The organism is Ruegeria sp. CK3 (assembly GCF_056536565.1).
In genome coordinates this window covers 299293-321547 of sequence record NZ_JBQFPV010000006.1, presented here as the reverse complement: position 1 = coordinate 321547, position 22255 = coordinate 299293, and the positions used below count along the sequence as shown (strand labels likewise).

General features: G+C 57.9%; 24 protein-coding genes. 12 read left to right on the top strand and 12 right to left on the bottom strand.

Features of this window, described 5'->3' with window-relative positions; all coding sequences use genetic code 11:
- Positions 1-28 precede the first annotated feature (28 nt).
- From ACR0C3_RS10990 to ACR0C3_RS10980, 3 genes are all read right to left on the bottom strand, one after another.
- Positions 29-448 carry a DUF6326 family protein gene (locus tag ACR0C3_RS10990; protein ID WP_170621330.1) on the bottom strand — a complete coding sequence of 140 codons (420 nt, stop codon included), beginning with the start codon at positions 446-448 and terminating at the stop codon, positions 29-31.
- 62 nt (positions 449-510) lie between these two features.
- Positions 511-1167, bottom strand: coding sequence for a DUF2306 domain-containing protein (locus tag ACR0C3_RS10985; protein WP_170621329.1), 657 nt, complete (start codon positions 1165-1167; stop codon positions 511-513).
- Between the two features lie 35 nt (positions 1168-1202).
- Complete coding sequence (locus tag ACR0C3_RS10980; RefSeq protein WP_480758465.1) at positions 1203-1823, bottom strand: class I SAM-dependent DNA methyltransferase; 621 nt, start codon at positions 1821-1823, stop codon at positions 1203-1205.
- A 189-nt stretch (positions 1824-2012) separates the two neighbouring features.
- Here ACR0C3_RS10980 and ACR0C3_RS10975 point away from each other — a divergent pair, with 189 nt between their 5' ends.
- The gene (locus ACR0C3_RS10975) at positions 2013-2927 is read left to right on the top strand and encodes a LysR family transcriptional regulator (RefSeq protein ID WP_480758464.1); all 915 of its coding nucleotides are present in this window, start codon (positions 2013-2015) and stop codon (positions 2925-2927) included.
- 291 nt (positions 2928-3218) lie between these two features.
- Here the strand turns inward: ACR0C3_RS10975 and ACR0C3_RS10970 are convergent, their stop codons facing one another.
- On the bottom strand, positions 3219-4586 hold the full coding sequence (locus tag ACR0C3_RS10970; RefSeq protein WP_480758463.1) for a DsbA family protein: 1368 nt from the start codon (positions 4584-4586) through the stop codon (positions 3219-3221).
- 24 nt (positions 4587-4610) lie between these two features.
- Positions 4611-5660 (bottom strand): SRPBCC family protein, encoded by a 1050-nt coding sequence (locus tag ACR0C3_RS10965; protein ID WP_480758461.1) that lies wholly within the window; start codon positions 5658-5660, stop codon positions 4611-4613.
- A 171-nt stretch (positions 5661-5831) separates the two neighbouring features.
- On the opposite strand from ACR0C3_RS10965, the gene ACR0C3_RS10960 reads away from it, so the two are divergent.
- The gene (locus tag ACR0C3_RS10960; protein ID WP_480758460.1) at positions 5832-6728 is read left to right on the top strand and encodes a LysR family transcriptional regulator; all 897 of its coding nucleotides are present in this window, start codon (positions 5832-5834) and stop codon (positions 6726-6728) included.
- Here the strand turns inward: ACR0C3_RS10960 and ACR0C3_RS10955 are convergent.
- Positions 6725-8788, bottom strand: coding sequence for a protein-disulfide reductase DsbD family protein (locus ACR0C3_RS10955; RefSeq protein ID WP_480758459.1), 2064 nt, complete (start codon positions 8786-8788; stop codon positions 6725-6727). The two genes, ACR0C3_RS10960 and ACR0C3_RS10955, sit on opposite strands and share 4 nt — an antisense overlap.
- 159 nt (positions 8789-8947) lie before the next feature.
- Between ACR0C3_RS10955 and ACR0C3_RS10950 the strand changes: the two genes are divergently transcribed.
- The 3 genes from ACR0C3_RS10950 to ACR0C3_RS10940 are packed head-to-tail and all read left to right on the top strand — an operon-like array spanning position 8948 to position 10752.
- Positions 8948-9541 (top strand): carboxymuconolactone decarboxylase family protein, encoded by a 594-nt coding sequence (locus ACR0C3_RS10950; protein WP_480758457.1) that lies wholly within the window; start codon positions 8948-8950, stop codon positions 9539-9541.
- A 59-nt stretch (positions 9542-9600) separates the two neighbouring features.
- A complete protein-coding gene (locus tag ACR0C3_RS10945) occupies positions 9601-10092 on the top strand; it encodes an SRPBCC family protein (protein WP_480758456.1) in 492 nt (163 codons plus the stop codon).
- Between the two features lie 48 nt (positions 10093-10140).
- Positions 10141-10752, top strand: a complete 612-nt coding sequence (locus tag ACR0C3_RS10940) for a hypothetical protein (protein ID WP_480758455.1) — start codon at positions 10141-10143, stop codon at positions 10750-10752.
- 183 nt (positions 10753-10935) lie between these two features.
- Here ACR0C3_RS10940 and ACR0C3_RS10935 read toward each other — a convergent pair whose 3' ends face one another.
- Together ACR0C3_RS10935 and ACR0C3_RS10930 are read right to left on the bottom strand one after the other, a co-directional pair.
- Positions 10936-11274 carry a hypothetical protein gene (locus ACR0C3_RS10935; protein ID WP_480758453.1) on the bottom strand — a complete coding sequence of 113 codons (339 nt, stop codon included), beginning with the start codon at positions 11272-11274 and terminating at the stop codon, positions 10936-10938.
- Positions 11275-11291: 17 nt separating this feature from the next.
- On the bottom strand, positions 11292-11765 hold the full coding sequence (locus tag ACR0C3_RS10930; protein WP_480758452.1) for a hypothetical protein: 474 nt from the start codon (positions 11763-11765) through the stop codon (positions 11292-11294).
- A gap of 65 nt (positions 11766-11830) precedes the next feature.
- On the opposite strand from ACR0C3_RS10930, the gene ACR0C3_RS10925 reads away from it, so the two are divergent.
- On the top strand, positions 11831-12604 hold the full coding sequence (locus ACR0C3_RS10925; RefSeq protein ID WP_480758451.1) for a helix-turn-helix domain-containing protein: 774 nt from the start codon (positions 11831-11833) through the stop codon (positions 12602-12604).
- Positions 12605-13009: 405 nt separating this feature from the next.
- Here ACR0C3_RS10925 and ACR0C3_RS10920 read toward each other — a convergent pair whose 3' ends face one another.
- The 4 genes from ACR0C3_RS10920 to ACR0C3_RS10905 all read right to left on the bottom strand — a co-directional run bounded on the left by ACR0C3_RS10920 (position 13010) and on the right by ACR0C3_RS10905 (position 14977).
- Positions 13010-13525: a GNAT family N-acetyltransferase gene (locus tag ACR0C3_RS10920; protein WP_170662944.1), complete on the bottom strand. Its 516-nt coding sequence runs from the start codon at positions 13523-13525 to the stop codon at positions 13010-13012.
- A gap of 86 nt (positions 13526-13611) precedes the next feature.
- The gene (locus ACR0C3_RS10915) at positions 13612-14046 is read right to left on the bottom strand and encodes a carboxymuconolactone decarboxylase family protein (RefSeq protein WP_170662855.1); all 435 of its coding nucleotides are present in this window, start codon (positions 14044-14046) and stop codon (positions 13612-13614) included.
- 23 nt (positions 14047-14069) lie between these two features.
- A complete protein-coding gene (locus ACR0C3_RS10910) occupies positions 14070-14480 on the bottom strand; it encodes a DUF6326 family protein (RefSeq protein ID WP_170662856.1) in 411 nt (136 codons plus the stop codon).
- Positions 14481-14587: 107 nt separating this feature from the next.
- Positions 14588-14977, bottom strand: a complete 390-nt coding sequence (locus tag ACR0C3_RS10905; RefSeq protein WP_170662858.1) for a hypothetical protein — start codon at positions 14975-14977, stop codon at positions 14588-14590.
- A gap of 133 nt (positions 14978-15110) precedes the next feature.
- Here ACR0C3_RS10905 and ACR0C3_RS10900 point away from each other — a divergent pair, with 133 nt between their 5' ends.
- The 6 genes from ACR0C3_RS10900 to arcC all read left to right on the top strand — a co-directional run bounded on the left by ACR0C3_RS10900 (position 15111) and on the right by arcC (position 22040).
- Positions 15111-15494, top strand: a complete 384-nt coding sequence (locus tag ACR0C3_RS10900) for a winged helix-turn-helix transcriptional regulator (protein ID WP_480669607.1) — start codon at positions 15111-15113, stop codon at positions 15492-15494.
- Between the two features lie 408 nt (positions 15495-15902).
- Positions 15903-17432 (top strand): YfcC family protein, encoded by a 1530-nt coding sequence (locus tag ACR0C3_RS10895; protein WP_480758449.1) that lies wholly within the window; start codon positions 15903-15905, stop codon positions 17430-17432.
- Positions 17433-17441: 9 nt separating this feature from the next.
- Positions 17442-18821, top strand: a complete 1380-nt coding sequence (locus ACR0C3_RS10890; RefSeq protein ID WP_480758447.1) for an amino acid permease — start codon at positions 17442-17444, stop codon at positions 18819-18821.
- Entirely contained in the window at positions 18818-20044 is a 1227-nt protein-coding gene (locus ACR0C3_RS10885; protein ID WP_170719940.1) for an arginine deiminase, read from the top strand. The genes ACR0C3_RS10890 and ACR0C3_RS10885 overlap by 4 nt, the downstream gene beginning before the upstream one ends.
- 55 nt (positions 20045-20099) lie before the next feature.
- On the top strand, positions 20100-21098 hold the full coding sequence (argF, locus tag ACR0C3_RS10880; protein WP_480758446.1) for an ornithine carbamoyltransferase: 999 nt from the start codon (positions 20100-20102) through the stop codon (positions 21096-21098).
- Between the two features lie 3 nt (positions 21099-21101).
- Positions 21102-22040, top strand: a complete 939-nt coding sequence (gene arcC / locus ACR0C3_RS10875; RefSeq protein WP_170555729.1) for a carbamate kinase — start codon at positions 21102-21104, stop codon at positions 22038-22040.
- Positions 22041-22255 lie beyond the last annotated feature (215 nt).

Below are 22255 nucleotides of genomic sequence, written 5' to 3'. Positions count from 1 at the left end.
CATAGTGTCCGCGGTGCGCACACGTTTTTTACGAAGAACTTGCGTCGGATTGCGGCGCGGTGTGTTCGTGCTCGGGCCACATCCATGCGGTCCAGAGAATTGCCACTAGGGCCACGATCTCGATGACGAGGTGAAAGGTGTCATCCATGTCGGTGGGGGGCGAGGAAAGGAGCGTACCCGCCATGACGATAGCTGCAAGAAAGGTGACAGGGCGGCCGATCCTGCGGGTTAGCAGGAGCGAAAAGAGCACCATCGCAATCGGCACTTGGACGAGGAAACCGCCCAAAAGCATCAGCCCTTCAGTGATCTCGATGCCGTTGTAATGGCCTGTCAGCAGCATCTCGATATGGGACGCGAGGACAAACTGGTGAATGTCGCGAAAGATGATGTTGAGCAGTATGAACAGCCACAGAGCCGACAGAAGAATATGGCGATCGAGCCGTCTCATTTCGGTTTCTTCTTTCTTTGTTTCTGGAGTTTGCCGGTATCAGGCCGGGAGCACGGTCGGGTTCAGATCACGGCACCGGATGTGCGCGCCGCAAAGGCGCGGCGGATTAGGAGTTCCGCAATCGCAAGGTTGAAGGCCCACGCCCCAACCATCAGGAGGTCTCGTGAAAACCCCAGCGGTTCGGTTTCAAAGAGGGCCATCGCGACCAGAAAGAGCGCGGTCTGCGTCGAGGCCCCTTGGCCGATGGCATAGGCGCGCAGCATCGCTGCACGGTGCGCGGCGACGTTTCGCGACCGGATCGCGACGATCGCCCATGCGATAAGGGCGACCATCGCGAGGCTGAGCGTGACCCTTGCCGCGTAAAGCAGTGGTCCCTGCAGGGCGCCGGGAAATGCAAAGGCCACGGTCATCCAGAGACCGGTGAGTGCGCTGACGCATCCCGCTGCCGCCACGATCCGCCCGAGGGTCCTGTGCAGGGCGGCGCGGTAGCGCCTCAGGCTCGGCAGGAACTGCACAGCCCCCACAAGGCAGAAAACTGAACTACCGAGGATATGCAACGTGATCGGGAGGGGATCGATCACCGCACGCGGGTTCGGCGGGATGATCGCCGGAGCGCCGAGAAGTTCCGGAAGCCGGACCAGCCCGACGACTGCCGGAATGAAAGAGTAGAGGAACACGAGGGCAAGGAACGCCCATTCGCGACGGCTGATAAAGTGCATGCTTCGGTCTCTCAGAACAAGGGTGTCGGTCTGCCTCAGGTGGGCTTGCGCGCGACGATAAAGGGGCTCAGTCGGTTCTTTCCGAAGTACCGTGTCTGCTCGATTTCGAACCCGGCCTGGATCAAGTGCCGGGTCAATTCAGCGCGACTCAAGATGATCACATTAGGCGCGATCCGCACGGCCATGAGCAGGCGAACCATGGCTCGCATCCAACGCGGCGCGTCCTTCAGACAAACCGTCTTTGATATGAGGTGACCGCCGGGTTTCATTTGGTGGAATGCTGCATCCAGCACGGTGGGTATGTCATCCACCAGGTGAAGCAGGTTGAACGCGCAAATGACCTCGAATGGTTGGCCAGGAATTTCTTGCGCCGCCTCCGCCTGAAGGAACTCTGGTGTTCCCGCGGCATCTCCGCCTGATCGTGACCGGGCGATCCGGATCATCTCGACAGAGAGGTCGGTTGCGGTCACATGAGCGACGACAGGCGCGATCTTGCTCGCCGTGCCGCCTGTCCCGCAGCCGATTTCAAGAACGCGATCGGTCGATCGAAGAAGCGCAGCGACGCATTCCAGCTTTTCTTCGTAGGCGCTGACATCGGCGATGGGCTTTCTTGCGTACTTGGGCGCATGCCGGTCCCAGAAGGCTTGGGCAGTCATGTCGGTTTCCTTTGCGTGTTGCACGTCAGGTTTGAAGCAACGCGGATGCGCCAGTCGTAAGAAACTGCGGAATGCATCGTGTCGCTTTCAATTGCCGAGACCAGGCCGATCTCGTTTCGCAGTCGGTATCATCCATGCGCTCATGAAAGGTCGATTGCCTAAATCCGTCCACCTGCTATACGCTCATGAATGAACTGGCAGGCCATCTCCTTCGATTGGAACCAAGTACGCGCCTTCCTCGCGACAGCGGAGGAAGGCTCGTTCAGCGGCGCGGCGCGCGTGCTGAAGACAACGCAGCCGACGATAGGACGGCAGATCGGTGCGTTGGAGGAGGCACTTGGCGTCACGCTGGTAGAACGTAGCGTCCGTGGTCTTACCTTGACGGAAGCAGGGCGCGACCTGATTGATCACATGCGCACGATGGGCGAGGCTGCGACGCTCATCTCGATGGTGGCCGACGGCAAATCTCAGGATGTCACCGGAGAGGTCACGGTCACGGGTACGGACCTCTTGTCGGCGGCGATCCTGCCGGGCGTGCTCAAGCCGTTGAGACAGACGGCGCCGGGCATCCGCGTCCGCATTCTTGCGTCGAGTGAGATGCAGAATTTGACGCAGCGCGAGGCGGACATCGCGATACGCCACGTCCGGCCGGACCAGCCGGACCTCATTGCACGGCACTTAGCCGACTTTCGCGCCAATCTCTATGCCGCGACCGGCTATCTCGATCGCGCGGGCCGCCCGCGTACGCCGCGCGATCTGGCCACCCTCGATTTCGTCGGCAACGCCGACCCCAAGCGGCTAATGGCCCCACTGCACAACATGGGCGTGCCCGTTCGCGCCGAGAGTTTCGTGATGTCGAGCGAGAGCGGTGTCGTCGCATGGGAATTGGTGAAAGCGGGCTACGGCGTCTCGATGCAGCCCGAAACGTTGGGCGAGGCTGAACCTGGCATAGAGAAGGTCTGGCCGGATTTCCCTTCGCTTGAGTTTCCAATCTGGCTGGTCACCCATCGGGAGTTACAGACCAGCCGTCGTATCCGGATCGTATTCGACCTGCTCGCCCGAGGTTTGTCGGACGTCGCACGGAGTCGGGAGCGCGACGATTGATAGATGCCCACGCGCCGGAGCCGGAGCAAGTGAGGTCGCGTGGCAGTAATTGAAGCTGCGCTTGCACGAGTTCGTTTTGTCCGATGAGTGTACGCTAATGTTGGAAATGCTGCGCAATCGATCAACGTCCGCTTTGGGGAAGCTGCAATGCGGCAACGTATCTCGCGATGAACGGCTGGTTAGGGCCGATGGTAGCGATAGAGTCCAAACCGGTCACTTCTGTGCCCCATACGCCCGCGAACCACTTGGGCAACTTCGATCAGTTGTGGAGCTTTCGGGAACTGTCTGGTGTCAATTCAGCGTTACGCCAACGAAGGACGCAATTGCCTGCGCGTCCCAGCCGGTGAACATCTGTTCGCGGCCATCTGGCAGGCGGACGAAGAATCCCGGCGTTCCCACGAGACCAAGCGCGCGCATCGCCGCTGTGTTGACCCGCATGTCGTTCTGGTATGCGTCAATTGCAGCCTCGGTATCTGCGATCCCGGCAGCGATCCCGAGATCTTCAAGCTCGCGGAGCGCGCGGGCGCCGGTCATTTGGCCCCGGCCATCCATGAGCGCGTGGTAGGCGCGGTTGTAGTCTTCCGGTTTTGCGATCGAGAAGGTCAAGGCCGCGGCTTCACGCGATCCGGGACCAATCAACGGAACATCCACTGCGACGACCCGCGTGTTGTCGGGCATCTGCGATAGGAACCGGTCCATCTGACGGTGCGCGATGCGGCAGATCGAGCAGTTGAAGTCGAAGAACTTGTAGATCACCAGATCGCCTTCGGGGTTTCCGAAATAGCCGCCGCGCGCCTCAGCCATGGCTAAAGCTTCGGCAATCACGTTATCCGGCTCACCGCCAGCGTCCGGCGCAGCCGTAACCGCAATGGGAAGCGGTCGGGTTTGTGCCACTGGCACACCCGCGATCCGGTCTTCTATCCAGGCGGCAATGGTGCGGCGTCCGGCCCCGCTGACGACATGGGGGACCGGGAAGGTTTCCAGTTGAACGGATAATCCAGCATCCGAAAGCGCCGCGATTGTTGCATCCAGTTCCTCAGTGCTAAACCGCGTATCACGCGTGCCGTAGCCCAGTAGAACTGGAGCGCCGTCTTCGACTGTCCAATCCTCGGCGCGGACTTCGGGCGGCAACCCACCCGCGAAGGCGATGTACCCCGCCGCAAGGTCGGGATGGGTCAAAGCAAGACCAAGCGCCATGGACGCACCTTGGCTGAACCCGACGATGTAGACTTTTGCCGGGTCCGCTCCGGTCTCGCCGACAAGCGCGAGGGTCGCGTCCGCAACCCGGTCGCTGCCCAGTCGCACGTCGCCGGGATCCACCGCGACTGAGCCTGAGCTATCGTCGAGAGGGAACCAGGCGCCGCCTCCGCCCTCTACGGGCACGGGCGCACTCAATGCAACAAAGGAGTGGTCTGTGATCGGTTCGATATTGACGAGCGTTTCAATCTGCCTGGTGTCCATGCCGTAGCCATGGAGGCCAACGATGAGCGCGGCACCGGGCGCGTCCGCCTCTCGGATGATCCGTGCATCGATCTCACCCTGATCTGTAACGAGCGTGATGGTGCCCGCGTCAGATTGCGCCGCGGCCCCTTTTGGGGCCACGGCTGCGAAGGGGATCGACAAGCCGACTGCTAGCAGAAAAGAAATTGTTTTGCGCATGTTCGACCCTCTAGGCGATCAGTTTTAAGACGGGAACCGACGGGCGTAGGGCGTGCCATTCTCAAGGAAGTACTTGAGATCGTCGATCCCGAACCCCGCGAACATGAAGAAGCTCGTCCGCGCGAACGCGATGGCCTGCGGCGGCACGCCCGGTGCGGTCGCGAAATCGATGGTCACCGTGACTTCTGACGAGTTTTCATCAATCGGTTTGACGCTCCATTCGGCCTCGTTGGAGGTCACGAAGGGCGGCATGCCTGCCTCGATTGTGTACGCGTAGCTGAGATTGTCTTCGTCGTAGCGCGTGATGATCTCACGGGTCGCGCCACCAAGACCGGGGATAAAGCAGGCGCGCACGTCGCCGATTTTTCCATCTGTGTCTTCGAACTCGATAGACTCGATCACGCTCGACCATTCGTGGGCTCCAGCGTAGTTCTCGGCAACTTCAGCCCAGACGGCCTGTGCCGACACATTGAACATCCGGGTGTGGGTCAACGTAACGTCAGCGATCCCGCTGTGCATCCCGCTGGAATAGCCGCCAAATCGGTCAGTGAGGCTTACTGCACCGTCGGTATAAAGCGCCATCACCTCCTCGGAGGCCTCGCCGTCGAAATACTGCTGCCAGGACAGGACTGCGCCGTCGCGTTCCTCAGCGGGGCGTACCTGCATCACGGCAAGGTGGTTGGACAAGCCCAATGGGTTGTCGCCGGGCAAGCTGTAGGCAAAGGACAATTTGCCTGCATCGTTCACGAGGATCGTTTCGGTCACCACCGTGCCGTCTGCCAGGGTCAGATCGCGGGACGTGCCGTCGCTGGACACGGAAATATCGGACACCGCGCCGATCATGTCATCCACGTTGTTGCTGTCCGAGACGAAGGCAAAAACGTCAGCGGGCGAGGCGGTGAGTTCGACCTCGATTGCGAATTGCAACGGCGCCATAGTCAGTTCATCGACCATGACTGCGCCGACGACACGCGGTGGCATATCTTGAGCGACCGCAACGGGTGCGGTAGCCGCGAGGCTTGTGGCAACGGCCAGAACGGCGGCAGTTGTCTTGAGATTGGAAATCAGGCGCATTGGAATCCTCCTGGTTGGGTACCTACGCACAAGATCTACACTAGTCGAAAATGCACCTCATGTTCTGTTTGAGGGCCGCACTGGACGAAAAATGGAACGCTCGCTATGTATTGAAGAGTGTGACATCCACACACGAAAAATATCGTCTCTGGGCCAAAGGTGATCTCAACGGTGTCTGTCGATTGGAACGATTTGAAGGTCTTTCTCGCCGTCGCGCGTGCGGGGTCAATCCGCGGTGCATCAGAGAGCCTAAAAGTCGCGCACTCCACTGTGTCACGCAGGATGGATGCGCTTGAATTTGCGTTGAAGACCCGCTTGTTCGACCGGACGCCGGACGGCCTACTGATCACCTCGGCGGGCGAAGACCTGCTTGGTTCTGCCCGAACGATTGAAGAAACAATGCATTCGGCTGAACGGTCGGTCGCGGGGCGCGACCGCGAGCTTTCCGGCGACGTGCGCTTTACTCTTCCGCTACCAATGGCCGTTTGCGTTCTGACCGACGACCTCGCCAGCTTCGTTGAGCAAAACCCACTCGTTAACCTGATACTCGATATAACCGAGGACCTTCTTGATCTATCAAAGCGGGAAGCCGACATTGCTATGCGTTTTACATCGCAAGGTAATTCGCCGCCCGACTATCTGGTTGGGCGCAACCTGGCGACCCAGGCGTCCTGCGCCTATGCTTCGACCGATTACATCGAGGCGCATACCTTTTCGGGACCCAACCGAAATGGGCGCTGGCTGGGATGGGACGACGTTGTTGAATATCCGAAATGGGTCCATTCGGCGGGGCTGGAGCCGATGCCGGTTATGGGCAGTTTCGACGACGTGTTTGTCCAGATGGCATTTGCGAAACGGGGCCTCGGTATGGCCTTCCTTCCATGCATGATGGGCGACCTTGATCCGGGGCTTCAGCGAGTGCCCGACGCACGACCAGTGCCACATACGTCCCTATGGGTTCTGACACATCCAGACCTGCGAGACAGCGTTCGACTCCGCAGTTTCCGCGAGTATCTGTACGATGTTGTGTCCGACAAGCTTGACCTCATCGAGGGGCGCGGCGCTTAGCCTCGCGCCTCCCGAAGGGCGTCTAGCACAGCTCCAGCGGTCAAAAGCTCAGGCAGCACAATCCCGTCTGGTGCGCCGGGCCCGTAGACCACATTGAACGGAATGCCGTAGCGGCCATGGCTCGTCAGGTAAAAAAGAATGCTATCGTCGCGCTGCGTCCAGTCGGCCTGCAGGGGCGCGACCCCCTCCGCTTCCAATGCCGCTCGGACATCGCTATCGCTGAGGGCAATGCGTTTGTTGACCTGGCACGTGATGCACCAGTCCGCTGTCACATCGACAAAGACAACCTCGCCCACCGAGACGAGACGGTCGCGCTCAGCGACGCTGAACACGCCGAAATCAGCTGTCGCAACAGAAGAGGCTCCGGCCTGCGGCGCGGTGACGACACTGGGGCTGAACATCAGTGCCAGCGCGACAATGGCAAGTGTTGCCCCGATTGCGCCGCCCCGACCCTCGCCCGATCGGCCTGTCCAAAGCGCTGCACCCATCACGACAAGGCCCACCGACACGACGATTGCAAGGGTTTGCCCGGAAACGCCAGCGATGACGAAGAGGAGCCACACGGTCGTTGCGGCTAAGGCAAGCCCAAGCGCCTTCTTCATTGTCAGCATCCACTTGCCAGGCTTGGGCATCGACGTCGCAAGCTGGGGGAACACAGCGACCAGCAGGAAGGGCGCGGCAAGGCCGACACCGAGCGCGGTAAAGATTGTGAGTATTTCGAACGTGCCCGATGACAGCGCGAACCCGATGGCCGTCCCGACGAAAGGTGCGGAACACGGTGTGGCGAGCAGCGTTGCGAAGACGCCGGTCAGGAAGTGACCCTTTAACGTGTCGGAGTTGCCAATCTGCGCGGCCCCGGACATCCATTGTGGCAGCGGAATTTCGAACATGCCCAGTAGATTGTAAGCGAATACCGTGACGATGATGGCCATGAAGACAAGGAAATAGGGATTCTGGAACTGAATGCCCCAGCCCACCGCAACGCCGACCGACCGCAGGGCGACAGCGCCAAGCGCGAGGACCCAGAAAGACGCGAGGATGCCCATTGCAGACGCCAGGAACGACAGGCGGACCCGGGCCGAGCTGTGGCCGCCATGAGAGACCACCGAGAGCAACTTGATTGAAAGTACGGGCAAGACGCACGGCATCAGGTTCAGGATCATACCGCCGACAAAGGCGATCGCGACGAAGCCCAGAAACGCGGAGACTGAGATGCTGGCCGTTGCCTGGACGAGCGCTGCGGTGTCCAAGTGAGCTTCGAGGCCCCGCGTGCCATCCACAATGGTGAGTGTCAGGTCTTTCCCCGTGAGGTCGGCAGGCGCACCTTCAAACGTTTCGGCGTCAAGTGTTGCGGTGAAGCCTAACCCATCCTCTCGCAGATCGATGGCAGGGCGGGAAAACAGGACATCCTCCGGTCCCTCCACGATTACGTCGGGAGAGGTCAGGGGGAAAACGGAGGTAACAAGCACTGCGATCCCGTTGCCAGTGTCCGTGAGTGTGACGTCGTCCAGAGACAAACCGGATTGCGAGCCATCGCCCGGAACCTGAGACTGGTAGAGATCGATCAACTGCGCATCCGGGCCAGCGGTTGGCATGCCCGGTTCGAGCGTGAGCGACACCGTGGCGACCTGCGGGACGCAAATTTCCTTGCAGAGCAGATAGTCTACCACCGCGTTCAATTGAACGGGCTGTGTCGGGTCCGGGACATTTATACTAACCGGAAAGACGACGCGATCACCGTAGCCAAAGGTATCTAGGTCGAAGAGAGAAAACCGATGCGGTGCGGGCCATTGCATTTGGTTTGGTTCGGCGTTGTCTGAACCCGACCAATCGACCGTGACCGGATAGCCCGCGTCGCCTGGGCTTCTCCAATAGGTTTTCCAGCCGTCGTTGAGTCGAATGTCGACACCCACCTGAAGCGAACCATCGGCTGGCGCTGCCGTTTGCGCCGCGATCAGCCGCGCGCTCGACAAATCCAGATCCGTCCAGCCGTCATCCGCCTGCGCGGAGCCTCCTGATAACAGAGCAATCACAACTGCAAACGATCTGAAATACCGCATCGGACCACTCCTGCTTTCGTGGCAAACACAGTTACTTTAACGGACCAATATCAGACCGGCACGCATCATTATTGGAACTGGCCGGTGCGAAATTGAACATGGCACGGGTGAAGCCGCGACGCCACATTCGCTCCATCAAGATCCAAAGGATTTTCTGGCATGCCCAAGTCACCACTCATCTCAGTTGAACTCAAGACGCCCGACACTGCCAAAGGTGCCGCAGCGGATATCCTTTTGGGCGCGCGCGCCCAGCTTGGCTTTGTCCCGAATATGTACGCGGCCATGGCGAACATGCCGGCACTTCTGGAGCATTACAGTGGCAGCTATGCGGCATTCCGTGAAACCGCAGGGTTCACGCCTGCCGAGCAGGAGACGGTGTTCCTGACAATCAGTCAGGCGAACGGCTGCCACTACTGTGTCGCTGCTCACTCCATGCTGGCGGACATGATGTCGGACGTACCGAAGGACGCGCTTGAGGCGCTGCGGACAGGTGACAGACCTGCTGACATCCGTCTTGGTGCCTTGTCCGAGTTCACCCGCAAGATGACGCTCTTGCGCGGGGCGGTCGAGAAAGACGATGTCGACCGCTTTCTGACTGCCGGTTTCACCAATCAGCACGTTTTCGGGGTGATCCTCGCCATCGCGTGCAAAACCTTCTCTAATTACACCAACCACTTGGTCGGAACCGAGGTCGATGCCCCGATGGCGGCCTATGCCCTGTCCCGCAGCAAGCTCGCGGAAAGTACCGCGTAAGCGCGTAACGCGCGCACCTCACCCTCAAACCTAGAAGGAACAGAACAATGCAAGCAAAAATGACAAAACGCGTGAACGCATCGGCCGAAGACGTCTGGGCAGCTTTCAACGACTGGGGCGGCATCTGGCGCTTTCAGCCATGGGTCGTGCGGTCCCCGCTGCTGAGCCCGAACAACGAGGGTGTCGGCGCCAAGCGCCGCTGCGAATTCGTCGACAAGACGTCCATCGTCGAGACAATCACGAAGATAGAGGAGGGTCGCGCCATCCACATGTCGCTCAGCGAGACCCCCAAACCCATGAAGGGCGGCAAGTCCGTCATCCGCCTTAGCCCAAGTGGCAAGAACACCGACGTCATCGTCGAAATGGACATTGAAATCGGCATGGGGTTCCTCGGCGCAATCATGGGAAATCTCATGATGAAGCCCATGATGAAAAAGCGCGTGTCGCTGATGCTGGAGAGCCTTGAGCATCACCTCAAGACCGGCGGAAAGATCGACAGCAAAGGCGTCAAGCATAGCTCGCCGTCGGCAGCTGGTGCCGTGCCTGCATAATCCAATGAAATCTAAAGCCGGGTGTGGCGGGTCGCCGCCACGCTCAGGATGGAGAACGAAATGAAGAAGATACTCAAAATAGTTGGCGGCCTCGTCGTGATCGCCATCGTTGGGGCATTTGGCTTTCTCAGTTTCAGCCCGGCTCTGAGAAGCGACACGAGCGTTGGCCTTTCGCCCGAAACTCACGTGTTTGGAGAATTGGATGTTCGAGACTTCACCGACAAACCGCTCGGCGCTGAGGTCAAGGTGTTCCTGCCAATGACACCGACTGAAGCGATGGTGATTGTCGCGGCGTTCGAAGACTACGGCAAGTGGGTGTCCCCCCCACCGGAAAATGTTGTGATCGACAATTCAGCCAGAGATGCTGGAGACTTTGGTGTCGGCTCTCTTGTATCTTACAAAGAAGGCGAAACAGACGAAATCGTGTACCTTGATCCAGAGTCTTCCATGATCGCGAAGCCACTTTGGGCACCTGATGCATTTGAAGGCCACCGAGGGGTCGTGATCGTAACGCCAGCCGAAGGTGGCTCAATCATGCATATGCGGCGCTACTTCGAAACCAAGAGTATGCAGGGCTGGATGATGTCGAAAATGATGCCAATGTTCATGGAAGGCAGCGCCGAGAACCTTGCTGAGATCTATGGCGGTGAAGTTCTTTGAAAGCGATCGCGTGGATGTGCGCGGGAGAATAGACCGTGCCGCGCAGATCAAGCGCGGCATGGCATATGATTGGTGCGGAATTTCCATTCCGCAAGCAAAGAGGACTGATGATGAACGATCAGTATCGCGAGCTTCGTTATGTCTAAAAAACGGGCAGGCAATGGCAGCACATATTCACACAACTCAATCGACGTGAATACCCAGGAGGAGTCTCTTGGGATCTCCGCCGGATTTTCCAATCAAGTAAATCAGGTAAGGCGCTAAGAAGAGAATGCCTAACGGTGGTGCGAGGAGACCCAATCCAATACTGCCGCCGGTGAAGCCACCGCGCCAGGCCATCCAGACACCCGATAAGATCAAGTAGGTCGTGAAGTCCATGTTGAACTGACCTTGCCACGTGAGCGCGAAGATCGGGCCGAAGAAGTGCGGCAAGAGGTTCCATCCGTCGTTCGCAACAGCGGCGATTGTGAACACGATGATCACAACCGTGATCGCAATGAGAAGCAGGCGAAATTGTGCCATGGTGGTATCCTTTCTCGTCAAGCGGTGCTTTGAGCCGGTCGCCACATCGGACCGACCAGTATCACCAGAACGAGGATGTTCCAGACCGCGTTCTCCCAATTGCCCGAGGTGATCGACCCGGAGCTGTCTACAAGGAACCAGCCGAGCAGCCCCGCAAAGACGGTCTTGCGGCTGCGCTCGCCGTCGAGGTCGTAGAGCCAGAGCGACACACAGAACATCGTCACGCCCCAGCCCGTGAGGAAGCCACCGGACAGCGCGGACAAGAACCATATCTCGCGCGACTCGTAAGACGGGAAGCCGTCCAGCGGCCACGACAGCAAGTCGAGGCCCCATCGCAACGGCTCGTTGGTCGCCGGCATCGTGCCGAAAAAACCCAATATCCCGAACCCTATGAGCGCGACGCCCGAGAATTTCATCCAGAACTTATGTGCTGCGTGGCCGAACATGTCTTGCAATCTCCATATGTATTTCGCCCCATTGCTATGAAGCACGAGGGACCTCAGCAATTACTTTGGAGGTAAGTGACAGCTCAGGATGCGGCGTATACCTTCCGGACATGCAAACCTTCCCCAACACATTGCGCCATTGGCGAAACCTACGGCGCTTCTCGCAACTCGACCTGGCAAACGAGGCGGGCATTTCCTCTCGCCATCTGTCGTTTCTCGAAACCGGCCGTGCGCGGCCAAGTCGCGAAATGGTCGTGCGGCTTGGTGAAACGCTGGAAGTTCCACTTGAGGCCCGGAACGAAATGCTGACGGCCGCCGGTTTTGCCGCGCGATATCGGTCTGCGGATTGGACCGCCGAAGAGATGGACCCGGTTCGCGCCGCGATTGAAACGACGCTTGCCAATCACATGCCTATGCCCGGCCTCGCCGTTGATCGCCTCTGGACGATCCGCATGGCCAACCCTGCCGCACTGGCACTTTTCTCATCCTTCGGAATCGGCGTCGGCGACAGCCTGCTGGACCTCATGGTGTCGGACGCGCTTCCGTCCGTGGTGGAGAACTGGCCCGAGGTCGCCCATCACGCCGCGAAGCGCCTCCGAACTGAGAGCGCAGCTGAAGGCGGCATCCCGGAGTTTGGTCCCGTCATTGCGCAACTTGAGAAGGCCCCGAAACCGATTGACCCCGCCCGAACACCGGTTATTCCGACGATCGTCGTTCAGGGCGATCAAAAGCTGTCCCTGTTCGCGACAATCGCCCAATTCGGAACGCCCGAAGATGTTGCGCTCGGCTCGTTGAAGATCGAACTCTACTTCCCGATGGATCTGGAAACGGAGCACGTCTTTAAAGGAATGGCAGAGGACGAGACCGCTCAGCCTGCAATGTGAGCGCGAGGATCTTACCCACCGGAGTTGCATATTGTTAGTACAGCCTGGGCACGTCTTCCCAACCAGCGGAATATCGGTTTCGAACCTATAGGTCTTGCCGTCGCCGATCTTAGAGAAGACCAGCGTCGCACGAAGTCGTGCCCCTGTCCGGAGGTTGTTCATCGATGTGTGAGCTCGAGCAAGCACAGAGTTAGGGTCTCGGCAAGTGGCGGCTAACATAGGCCGAAAGCCATCGATTGTGTCCGCGATATGTGAGCTAGCCAGAAGTTAGGTTTTGCACATGCAGCGAATGACCGGAATACGGGCTGCGAGCGCAGCATCTTGATCGGTCGGCGAATGGCCGGAATGGGCCGAACCTACAACATATTCTGAAGCCGTCGGTTAGCTACAGATCGGACAATGCTGTCATACTGTCTCAAGACGGAATTTGAGGAACTTCTCGCCATCGTACTCGATTTGGCCAACCGGCTTTGCACCCAGTCTGCCGAGCGCTCCCAGGTTTTTGCGGGACGGTGGCAACAGAAAGGTCACAAATGGAATGCGGTCGTCCGCCATCGCGAAATCAATTGCCTTCATTGCAATGTGCCGTCCAAGACCGAACGCGCTAGGTTTCAGGACCAACCCGAAGTCCCACTCCTCGCCTTCCTTCTGAAAACCACCCCATCCGACATATTGGCCGTATGCCATAATAGCCCAGTGGCCAAGCTCGTCACGCGCCCAGCATTGCTCTTTTTTGGCCACAAACCCGGCCGCGACCTTTGTATCCCACGCAGACGTCAAAAGCGGCATATGCTCAGCGACCCGAGGGTCGGACATGTGATCTACAATCTCGGCCAGCTCAACTTCGGTGAGCCTTGCGAATGTGATGTCGTTGGTCACGGTCGCCTCCTTTGGCGTCAATTTGCGGCCTTCCCAGATCATGCACAGCACATTTCCGGTCGGGTTGAGGGTGAAGCCCAGATTACCGGGTCTCACCTACTTGGTAACGGTTGCCGGGCAAGCTTCCGTCAGTGCCTTGACTTCTGAACTCGGTTCCAAAGATTGATCATGCCGATGTCAGCTGTGATGACCGAGATCTCCTCATCGGAGTAGTGCTTTCGCAATTCCCGCCGGAGGTCCGACAGATCCCTGTCCCGATCGAGGTATGTCAGCGCTTCGGTCCAGGCGAGGACCGCTTGTTCGGCCGGCGAGAAATGGTCCACCTCGCGCCAGACAACGAGCGTATCCAGCTTTATTTGTGCAACACCTGCTTTGCGTGCTTGGTTGAGATGCATGGCCACACAGTAGGCGCATTGATTGATTTGAGACGCCCGAAGCTCGATCAGCACCGACAGGGCATGATCTAGGCCACGATTGGCCATCAATGCATGGGTGTGGCCGAGGTGGCCGAATATCTCCGATTGGTTTTTCTCGTGCGTGAGCGGAGGATTCGTGTCAGTCATGGATTTTCCATTCTTGGTTGGGGTTATGCGTGGTGCGCAGCACCGGTGTTCAGTGTCGGCTTCCATTGCCAAGCCATGAAAACGATTGCCGACATCGCGATGAGTTGAAGTGCCAGGTGGTAGGCGTCATCCAAATCAATGGGCGCGGGTGGGATCATGGTGGCCGACGTGATCAGTGCTGCGACGAACGTGAGTGGTCGGGCAAAGCGACGTTTCAAGAGCAGTGACAGCGGCACCATTGAAATTGGCACCGAGACAACGATGCCACCGATCAACATCAATTCCGGCGTGATCTCCATGCCGTTGAATTGGCCTGTCATGATGGTTTCGAGGAACCCGGGCATCACGAACTGGTGGAGATCGCGAAAGATGATGTTGAGCAGAATGAACAGCCAAAGGGCCGAGAGTTGGATGTGAGTGTCGACAGATCGCATAGGTGTAGTCTTTCTTTGGTCTGGAGAAGGGAGGACGGCGGCCAGTGACCGCAGGTTTGAACCATCTGGTTTTGGACGCGGTTTGCTCGATAGAAGCTCTATCTTCGCTATCCGGAGAGAACCTGTTGAATGGCAGCCGTTGGACTCAGTGCTGCCCAGATAAGAAGAAGACCAATCGTCCCAAAAATGGCGGCAAAAGCCCGAGACGATGCGGCCGGAGCAAAGGCGAGAATTCCCGCAGCACCAACATTGGACACGATACCCATCAGGACTGCCGCCCAGGGAAACACCCCATCCGCGCTTTGCCAAAGCCCTGCGCCGTAGCCAACGAGCAAGGCTGTAGCGGCCATTCCGTAAAGCCGGAAAAGGGTCGCGGACGCAGCGGAGACGCCGGTCATGGTCTCAAGCCGGTGCCGCGGCAACAGCAAGAACGGCCCCGACACCAGAACAACTGTCACCACGATCTTCGCAGTAAGAATCAACGATATTGCAGACATAAGCTGAAACCCTATTGTGAACTCAGGATGCAAATATAGGAGCTGAAACCGAATGTCAAACCCAGATAGCATGTATCGTCGACAATCCCCCGTCCCCATAGAAAAATGCGGGGCGGCTCTGGCGACCGACATCATGTCAGATCGATGGACAATTCTGATTATGCGCGAGGCATTTTACGGTGTGATGAGGTATGATGACTTCCGCGCGGATATCGGCATACCGCGATCTGTCCTGACGGACCGCCTCAAGCGTCTGGTCGACGCCAAGATGCTCAAGCGTATTCCCTACCGAGAAGGCAATTCTCGAACCAGATACGGATATGCGCTTACAGACATCGGTGTGAGCTTTGGTCTGCCCCTACTTGCTTTGATGGCTTGGGGGGACGCGCACTTTGCGGAACAGGGAAGCGCGATATCGATCATCGATCGGTCAACTGGAAAGAAATTGAAGGTCGCTTTGGTGCCCGAAGAAACGCCTGAAGTCAGTATAAACGGCGTGAAGATTGTTCCGAACTAGGCCGAACGAAGAGAGTTGATCCGTCACAGGGCGAGCCGCACGTGTGAAGTCGTTTCATGCAAGTACGTCTCATCGCGAGGCGGCTACGGCGCACATTCTCAAAGCGTCATTCCACGTGAGTGTCTGCTTTGTCCTGCGAACTGTAGATTAGCCTGCGCAAGGTTTTGCACCGGCGGCGAAGGTCCGCTCTGACGCGTCACACCGCAGCATCCGACATCCAAAACGGACGGCAGGAATGGGCCGCCCCTTAACTGCGCAAGCCAATGTGGAAGTCCATATGCTGCACTGGCTCCGATGGCCGCGAAGAGCCCATGGCAGACATTGTTCAATGTGTTCGACAACCTCACGTTTTACGAAAGTGACAAGTCACCGCGTTGGTACTAAGTTGAGACATAAATATTCAAATATTTGACTGCCCAGTTTCTCAGCTTCACCCAGCGCGAGTTTCATATGTCCAAGTTCAAATTTCCTACCGCCTTTACCATTCTGTTCATACTGATTGCCGTCGTGGCCGCCCTTACGTGGGTTATTCCGGCCGGTGAGTACGACCGTCAGATGAACGAAGCTCTGGGCAGCGAAGCGCCTGTCCCGGGCACCTACCACGAAGTCGAGCCGAACCCCCAAGGACTTACGGCAGTTATCCTTGCCCCGATTGCAGGTATGTACGATCCTGGTCTTCTGGGAAGTTCATCCAGCGCGGCGATTGATGTCGCTTTGTTTGTTTTAGTCATCGGCGGTTTCCTGATGGTTGTCACCAAGACAGGAGCTATCGACGCCGGCATCGGTTGGTTGCTGCACAGGTTGGCAGGGCGGGAAATCCTGATGATCCCAATCCTGATGATCGCCTTTGCCTTTGGCGGGACAAGCTATGGCATGGCCGAAGAATCCCTCGCGTTCTACGCTCTGATCATTCCGGTTTTTATTCGGGCAGGGTACGACTCCTTGACCGGGGTTGCGGTGATCATGCTGGGCGCAGGCATTGGGACCCTGGGCTCAACCTTCAACGCATTTGCGACAGTTGTTGCCTCGCAAGGTGCGGGTATTCCGTTCACGAACGGGATCGTTCTTAGGTTCATTATCCTTGTCCTTTGTCTTGCTGCGGGCATCGCATTCGTCATGCGATACGCATCACGCGTGAAAGCCGACCCGTCATTGTCCGTAGTGGCCGATCAGGCCGAGGAAAACCGGGCGCATTTCCTAAAGGGTTCGGAAGGCGATGATACGTTCCCCGAGATGACCAAGACGCGTTCGATCATTCTGGTTCTTTTCGGGATTACCTTCGCCATCATGATCTATGGTGTTGTCGCGCTGGGGTGGTGGATGGCCGAGATGTCCGGTCTCTTCCTGGTGATGTCCATCATCGTTTGGTGGGTCGGGAAAACGGATGAAGGGTCCAGAATGGACGAAGGGACCTTTGTGGAAACCTTCGTTGATGGCGCGCGCGATTTGCTGGGCGTTGCCCTGATCATTGGCGTCGCGCGCGGTGTTGTCGTCATTATGGACGCGGGCAAAATCACCGACACAATCCTCGCCGGAGCCGAGGGGTTTGTCTCGGGGCTGAGCGAGTTTGCTTTTATCAACGCGATGTTTGGCATTCAGATCTTGATGTCATTCCTGGTGCCGTCCTCGTCAGGGCTGGCCACGCTTTCGATGCCGATCATGGCACCACTGGCAGACTTTGCGGGCGTCGGTCGTGACCTGGTGGTTACAGCGTATCAGTCAGCAAACGGATGGGTGAACCTGTTCAACCCGACATTTGCCGTCGTCATGGGAGGGCTAGCCATTGGTCGTGTGTCATATGACCGGTGGCTGCGCTTTGTTTTCCCGCTGCTCGTAATTCTAGCCGTGATCATCTGCGCCGCACTTACCGTTGGGGCCATAACTGATCCGGGGATCGACGGGCCGGCAACCGAGACTTCAGACACAACATCGAACTGAGCCGTCGCAATGACCGATCGCTCCGCTCCAGAGACGACTTCGACATCGGGTGCCCTAGGGCTGACGGCCTGTATCGCTTTGGTTGTTGGAAACATGATCGGGTCGGGAGTGTTCCTTCTACCAGCGTCACTTGCACCGTTTGGGCCAATCGCAATTGGTGGGTGGATTCTGACTTCGGCAGGGGCGCTTGTTCTCGCGATCATTTTCGGAAGGCTGTCACGCGTCGTTTCGAAACCCGGTGGCCCCTACGCCTATTCGCAAGAAGCATTCGGAGACTTTGCAGGCTTCATTATTGCCTGGGGGTATTGGATCGCGCTTTGGACCGGGAACGCAGCTGTTGCTGTCGCGTTGGTGGGTTATCTGGGGTTCCTGTTTCCAATTATCATCGAAGTGCCAATGTACGGCCTATCGACCGCGTTGGTCGCGATTTGGACGCTTACTTTGGTAAATATCCGAGGCGTTGAAGGGGCCGGTTTGGTTCAGATCGTGACCACCGTGCTCAAACTCGCGCCTCTGATCCTGATTGGCACGTTGGGTATCTTCTGGATCGAAACAGAGAACTTCATCCCGGTTAACCAAAGCGGTACGACGGCCTTTACGGCGATCTCGGCTGCGGCAGCCCTGACGCTCTGGGCCTATTTGGGCCTCGAGTCTGCGACCGTTCCATCTGGCGACGTTATCGAGCCGGAAAAGACCATCCCGCGCGCCACGGTCATCGGCGTGATTATCGCGGCCAGCGTCTATATAGCGGTGACCGCCGTTTCGATGGGCGTCATTCCTGCCGAGTTGCTGGCTATTTCTGCCGCACCGCTGGCAGCGGTCGGCGAAGTTATGTTTGGCACCGTTGGTGGTATACTCGTGGCCGTAGGTGCGGTGATATCTACCTTCGGAACTCTGAACGGTTTCACACTGCTCAGTGGCCAGGTCCCCTATGGCGCTGCTTTGGACCGCGTTTTTCCTGCAGCCCTAGGCCGGAAATCCAAATTCGGAACGCCTGCTAACGCTCTGATATTGTCGAACGCCCTGGCCTCCGTTCTGATCATAATGAACTATGCTCAAGGGCTGGTCGCCGCATTCAACTTTGTTATTCTACTTGCTGTTGTCGCAAGCCTGTTGCCCTATGCCATCTGTTCCGTGGCCGAGATCATGATCCGGCTAAAAGGTGGGCAAGTCCTGCATGGCCCAGAATTGGTGAAGGTCGTTGTTCTGGGCGCCCTTGGGTTCATTTATTCCGTGTGGGCCTTTGTCGGTTCGGGTGCGGAAACCGTTTTGGTTGGCTCTGTCTTGCTGCTTTTGGGCGTTCCCATCCATGTCTGGGTCCGCTGGAGCCAGGCCAATGACGTTGAAGACATTCAAAAAACGGATAGTTCGAAAGGAGAGTTGCCATGAAGCTCGGCGTTCATTCCGAGATCGGAAAGCTCAACAAGGTGATCGTCTCGCGCCCTTCACTGGCGCATGATCGTCTGACACCACGAAATTGCGAAGAGCTTTTGTTCGATGACGTGATCTGGGTCGAGCAGGCCCGCAAGGACCACGCAGAATTCTGTTCCCTGATGCGAGAACGCGGGGTCGAGGTCTACGACATTCAGGATCTGCTGGCTCAAGCCATCGCAGACGACCCCGCAGCGCGCGCCTTCCTTCTGGACCGTCTGATCACGCCCAACATGGTCGGCTTGGGCTTTTCCGTAGAAATGCGTGCTTGGTTGGACGAGATGGACGCCAAGCTGCTTGCTCGCCATATGCTTGGCGGCATCATCTTCGCAGACCTGCCCAAGGGTATGATCGACGAACAGTTCGGTGATCTGGTTTCTCTGGGCGACTTTATCCTTCCCGCCATCCCCAATGCGCAGTTCCAGCGCGACCCCTCCTGCTGGATTTTCGATGGCGTGACGACGAACCCGATGTTCTGGCCTGCTCGTAAACCGGAAACCCTGATCATGCGTACGGTGTATCGCCACCATAAGATGTTCAAGGACGCCGAGTTCGAGTTCTGGTGGGGCGACAGCGACGACGATTTCGGCCTGGCGTCGGTCGAGGGTGGCGACGTTCAACCGGTGGGCAACGGTACTGTCTTCATAGGAATGGGCGAACGCACAACCAGGCAGGCCGTCGCCCAGGTTGCCGAAGCGCTGTTCAGGAAAGGCGGTGCTGAACGTGTCGTCGCCTGTGCGATGCCAAAAAGCCGCGCGGCCATGCATCTGGATACCGTCTTCACTTGCCTTGACCATGACAAAGTCACTGCATTCTCGGAAGTTGCGGACCAGATCACCTGTATCTCGATCCGCCCGGGTGACCGCGGGGACTTGGATATTCACGTGGAAAAAGGACACCTGTTCGACGTCTACAAAGAAGCCCTGGGATTGAACTCGCTTGAGGTCATTTCGACCGGCGGCAACGAGTTCCAGGCCGAGCGCGAACAGTGGGATGACGGCAATAACGTCGTGGCCCTCTCGCCCGGTGTGGTCGTTGGCTATGCGCGCAACACGTTTACGAACGGCAAGATGCGCGCAGCCGGCGTCGAGGTGATCGAAATCTCGGGTCAGGAATTGGGACGCGGTCGCGGTGGTGGCCACTGCATGACCTGCCCGATCGACCGCGACCCCGCCTATTGAATTTACCATGGGTGCAGTCCCCTGCGCCCACTGATTTTTGTTAGGGAGAGACAAAATGGCATTCAATCTCAAAGGCCGTAGCTATCTGAAAATCGCCGATTTCAGCCAGCGTGAAATGCTGTACCTGCTGGATCTGGCCCGCGATCTGAAACGCGCGAAATATGCCCGCGCCGAACAGCCGTCGCTGACCGGCAAGAACATCTGCCTTATCTTCGAAAAAACTTCGACGCGCACCCGTTGCGCCTTTGAAGTGGCCGCCTACGATCAGGGTGCGAACATTACGTATCTCGATCCATCGGGCTCGCAAATCGGGCACAAGGAGTCGATGAAGGACACAGCCCGCGTATTGGGCCGCATGTTCGACGGGATCGAATTCCGCGGCGCGGGTCAGGACATGGTTGAAACGCTGTCAGAGTATGCCGGTGTTCCGGTCTATAACGGCCTGACGGATGACTGGCATCCGACCCAAATGCTTGCCGATATGCAGACCATGATCGAGCACGCTGACAAGCCCCGCAAGGACATTGTCTATGCCTACTCGGGCGACTGTCGGTCGAACATGGGCAACTCGCTGCTGATGTTGGGCGCGATCATGGGCTGCGACGTCCGGATGATCTCGCCGAAAGAAACCCAGCCCCATGACGATGTGCGCGCATTGGCGATGGAGCGGGCTGAAAAGACCGGCGCACGTGTGACCATCACCGACGATACCTCGGCCGTAGAGGGCGCGGATTTCATTCATACCGATGTCTGGGTGTCGATGGGTGAGCCAAAAGAGGTCTGGGCTGAGCGGATCAAGCTGCTGAGCCCTTATCAGGTCAACATGGATCTGATGAAGAAAACCGGAAATCCGGCTGTCAAGTTCATGCACTGCCTGCCCGCCTTCCACAATCTGGAGACCAAGGTCGGTCAGGACATTCACGAACAATTTGGCATCACCGAGATGGAAGTGACCGAGGAGGTCTTCGAAAGCGATATGAACATCGCGTTCGAGCAAGCCGAAAACCGGATGCACACGATCAAGGCGATCCTCGTCGCGACATTGGGAGCCTGAACCATGGGACGCGTTGTTGTAGCACTTGGCGGCAACGCGCTTCTCAAACGGGGGGAGGCGATGACAGCGGACAATCAGCGCAAGAACGCGAAGATTGCCGCCGAAGCCCTCGCCCCGCTCTGCGAAGCGCACGAAACCGTCATCACTCATGGCAATGGCCCGCAGGTCGGGATGCTGGCCCTGCAAGAGATTATGTATACGGATGTCGAGGAGTACCCGCTGGACGTTTTGGTCGGCGAAACGATGGGCATGATCGGCTACATGATCGAGCAGGAGCTTGGTAACATTCTGCCTTTCGAGCATCATATCGCCACCCTGTTGACCATGATCGAGGTAGACCCAAGCGACCCGGCCTTCGACAACCCAACCAAGTTCATCGGGCAGGTTTATTCCGAAGCGGACGCCAAGAAAGAGGCGGCTGACAAGGGCTGGACGGTGAAACCGGATGGCGAGTACTGGCGGCGCGTGGTGCCCTCGCCGCGCCCGAAACGTATCTTTCAGGTCGAACCGATCCGTTGGATCCTGGAAAAGGGCGCGACCGTGATCGCTGCTGGCGGAGGCGGCATCCCGACGATGTACGAGGCAGGCGCTGAAAGGAAACTGGTCGGGGTCGAAGCCGTCATCGACAAGGATTTCGCCTCGTGCCTTCTGGCGCAGAACCTTGGCGCAGATTTCTTTGTCATCGCTACAGATGCAGAAGCCGTGTTCCTGAACTGGGGAACGCCTGAACAAACAGGAATTAGATCGATCACTCCGGATTCATTGGATGAGTACGACTTCCCCGCCGGGTCAATGGGCCCCAAGGTTCAGGCGGCACAAGACTTTGTGCGATCCTCGGGCGGTCGTGCGATCATTTGCGCCCTAGCCGATGTTCCTGCAGCCGTTCGCGGTGAAAAAGGTACGACAGTATCGCTAGAGGCGGGCGAAACACAGTTTCACTAGGCCCGAAGAATAGGCTTTGTTGATTGTAATGCCTTCTATGGGACACCGGGGTCGACACTGCGCGCCGCGCGTCACTAGATCGTGCGTATGGGTTATCAGGCCATAAAATTTAACTTCCTCTGACATCCTTGTGGGCGGAATGCTGGCCAGGCACAATGCAGACCCTCTGCCAAGAAGTTGACAACGAATGGGTGCTTCAGGATGTCCATTCTAGC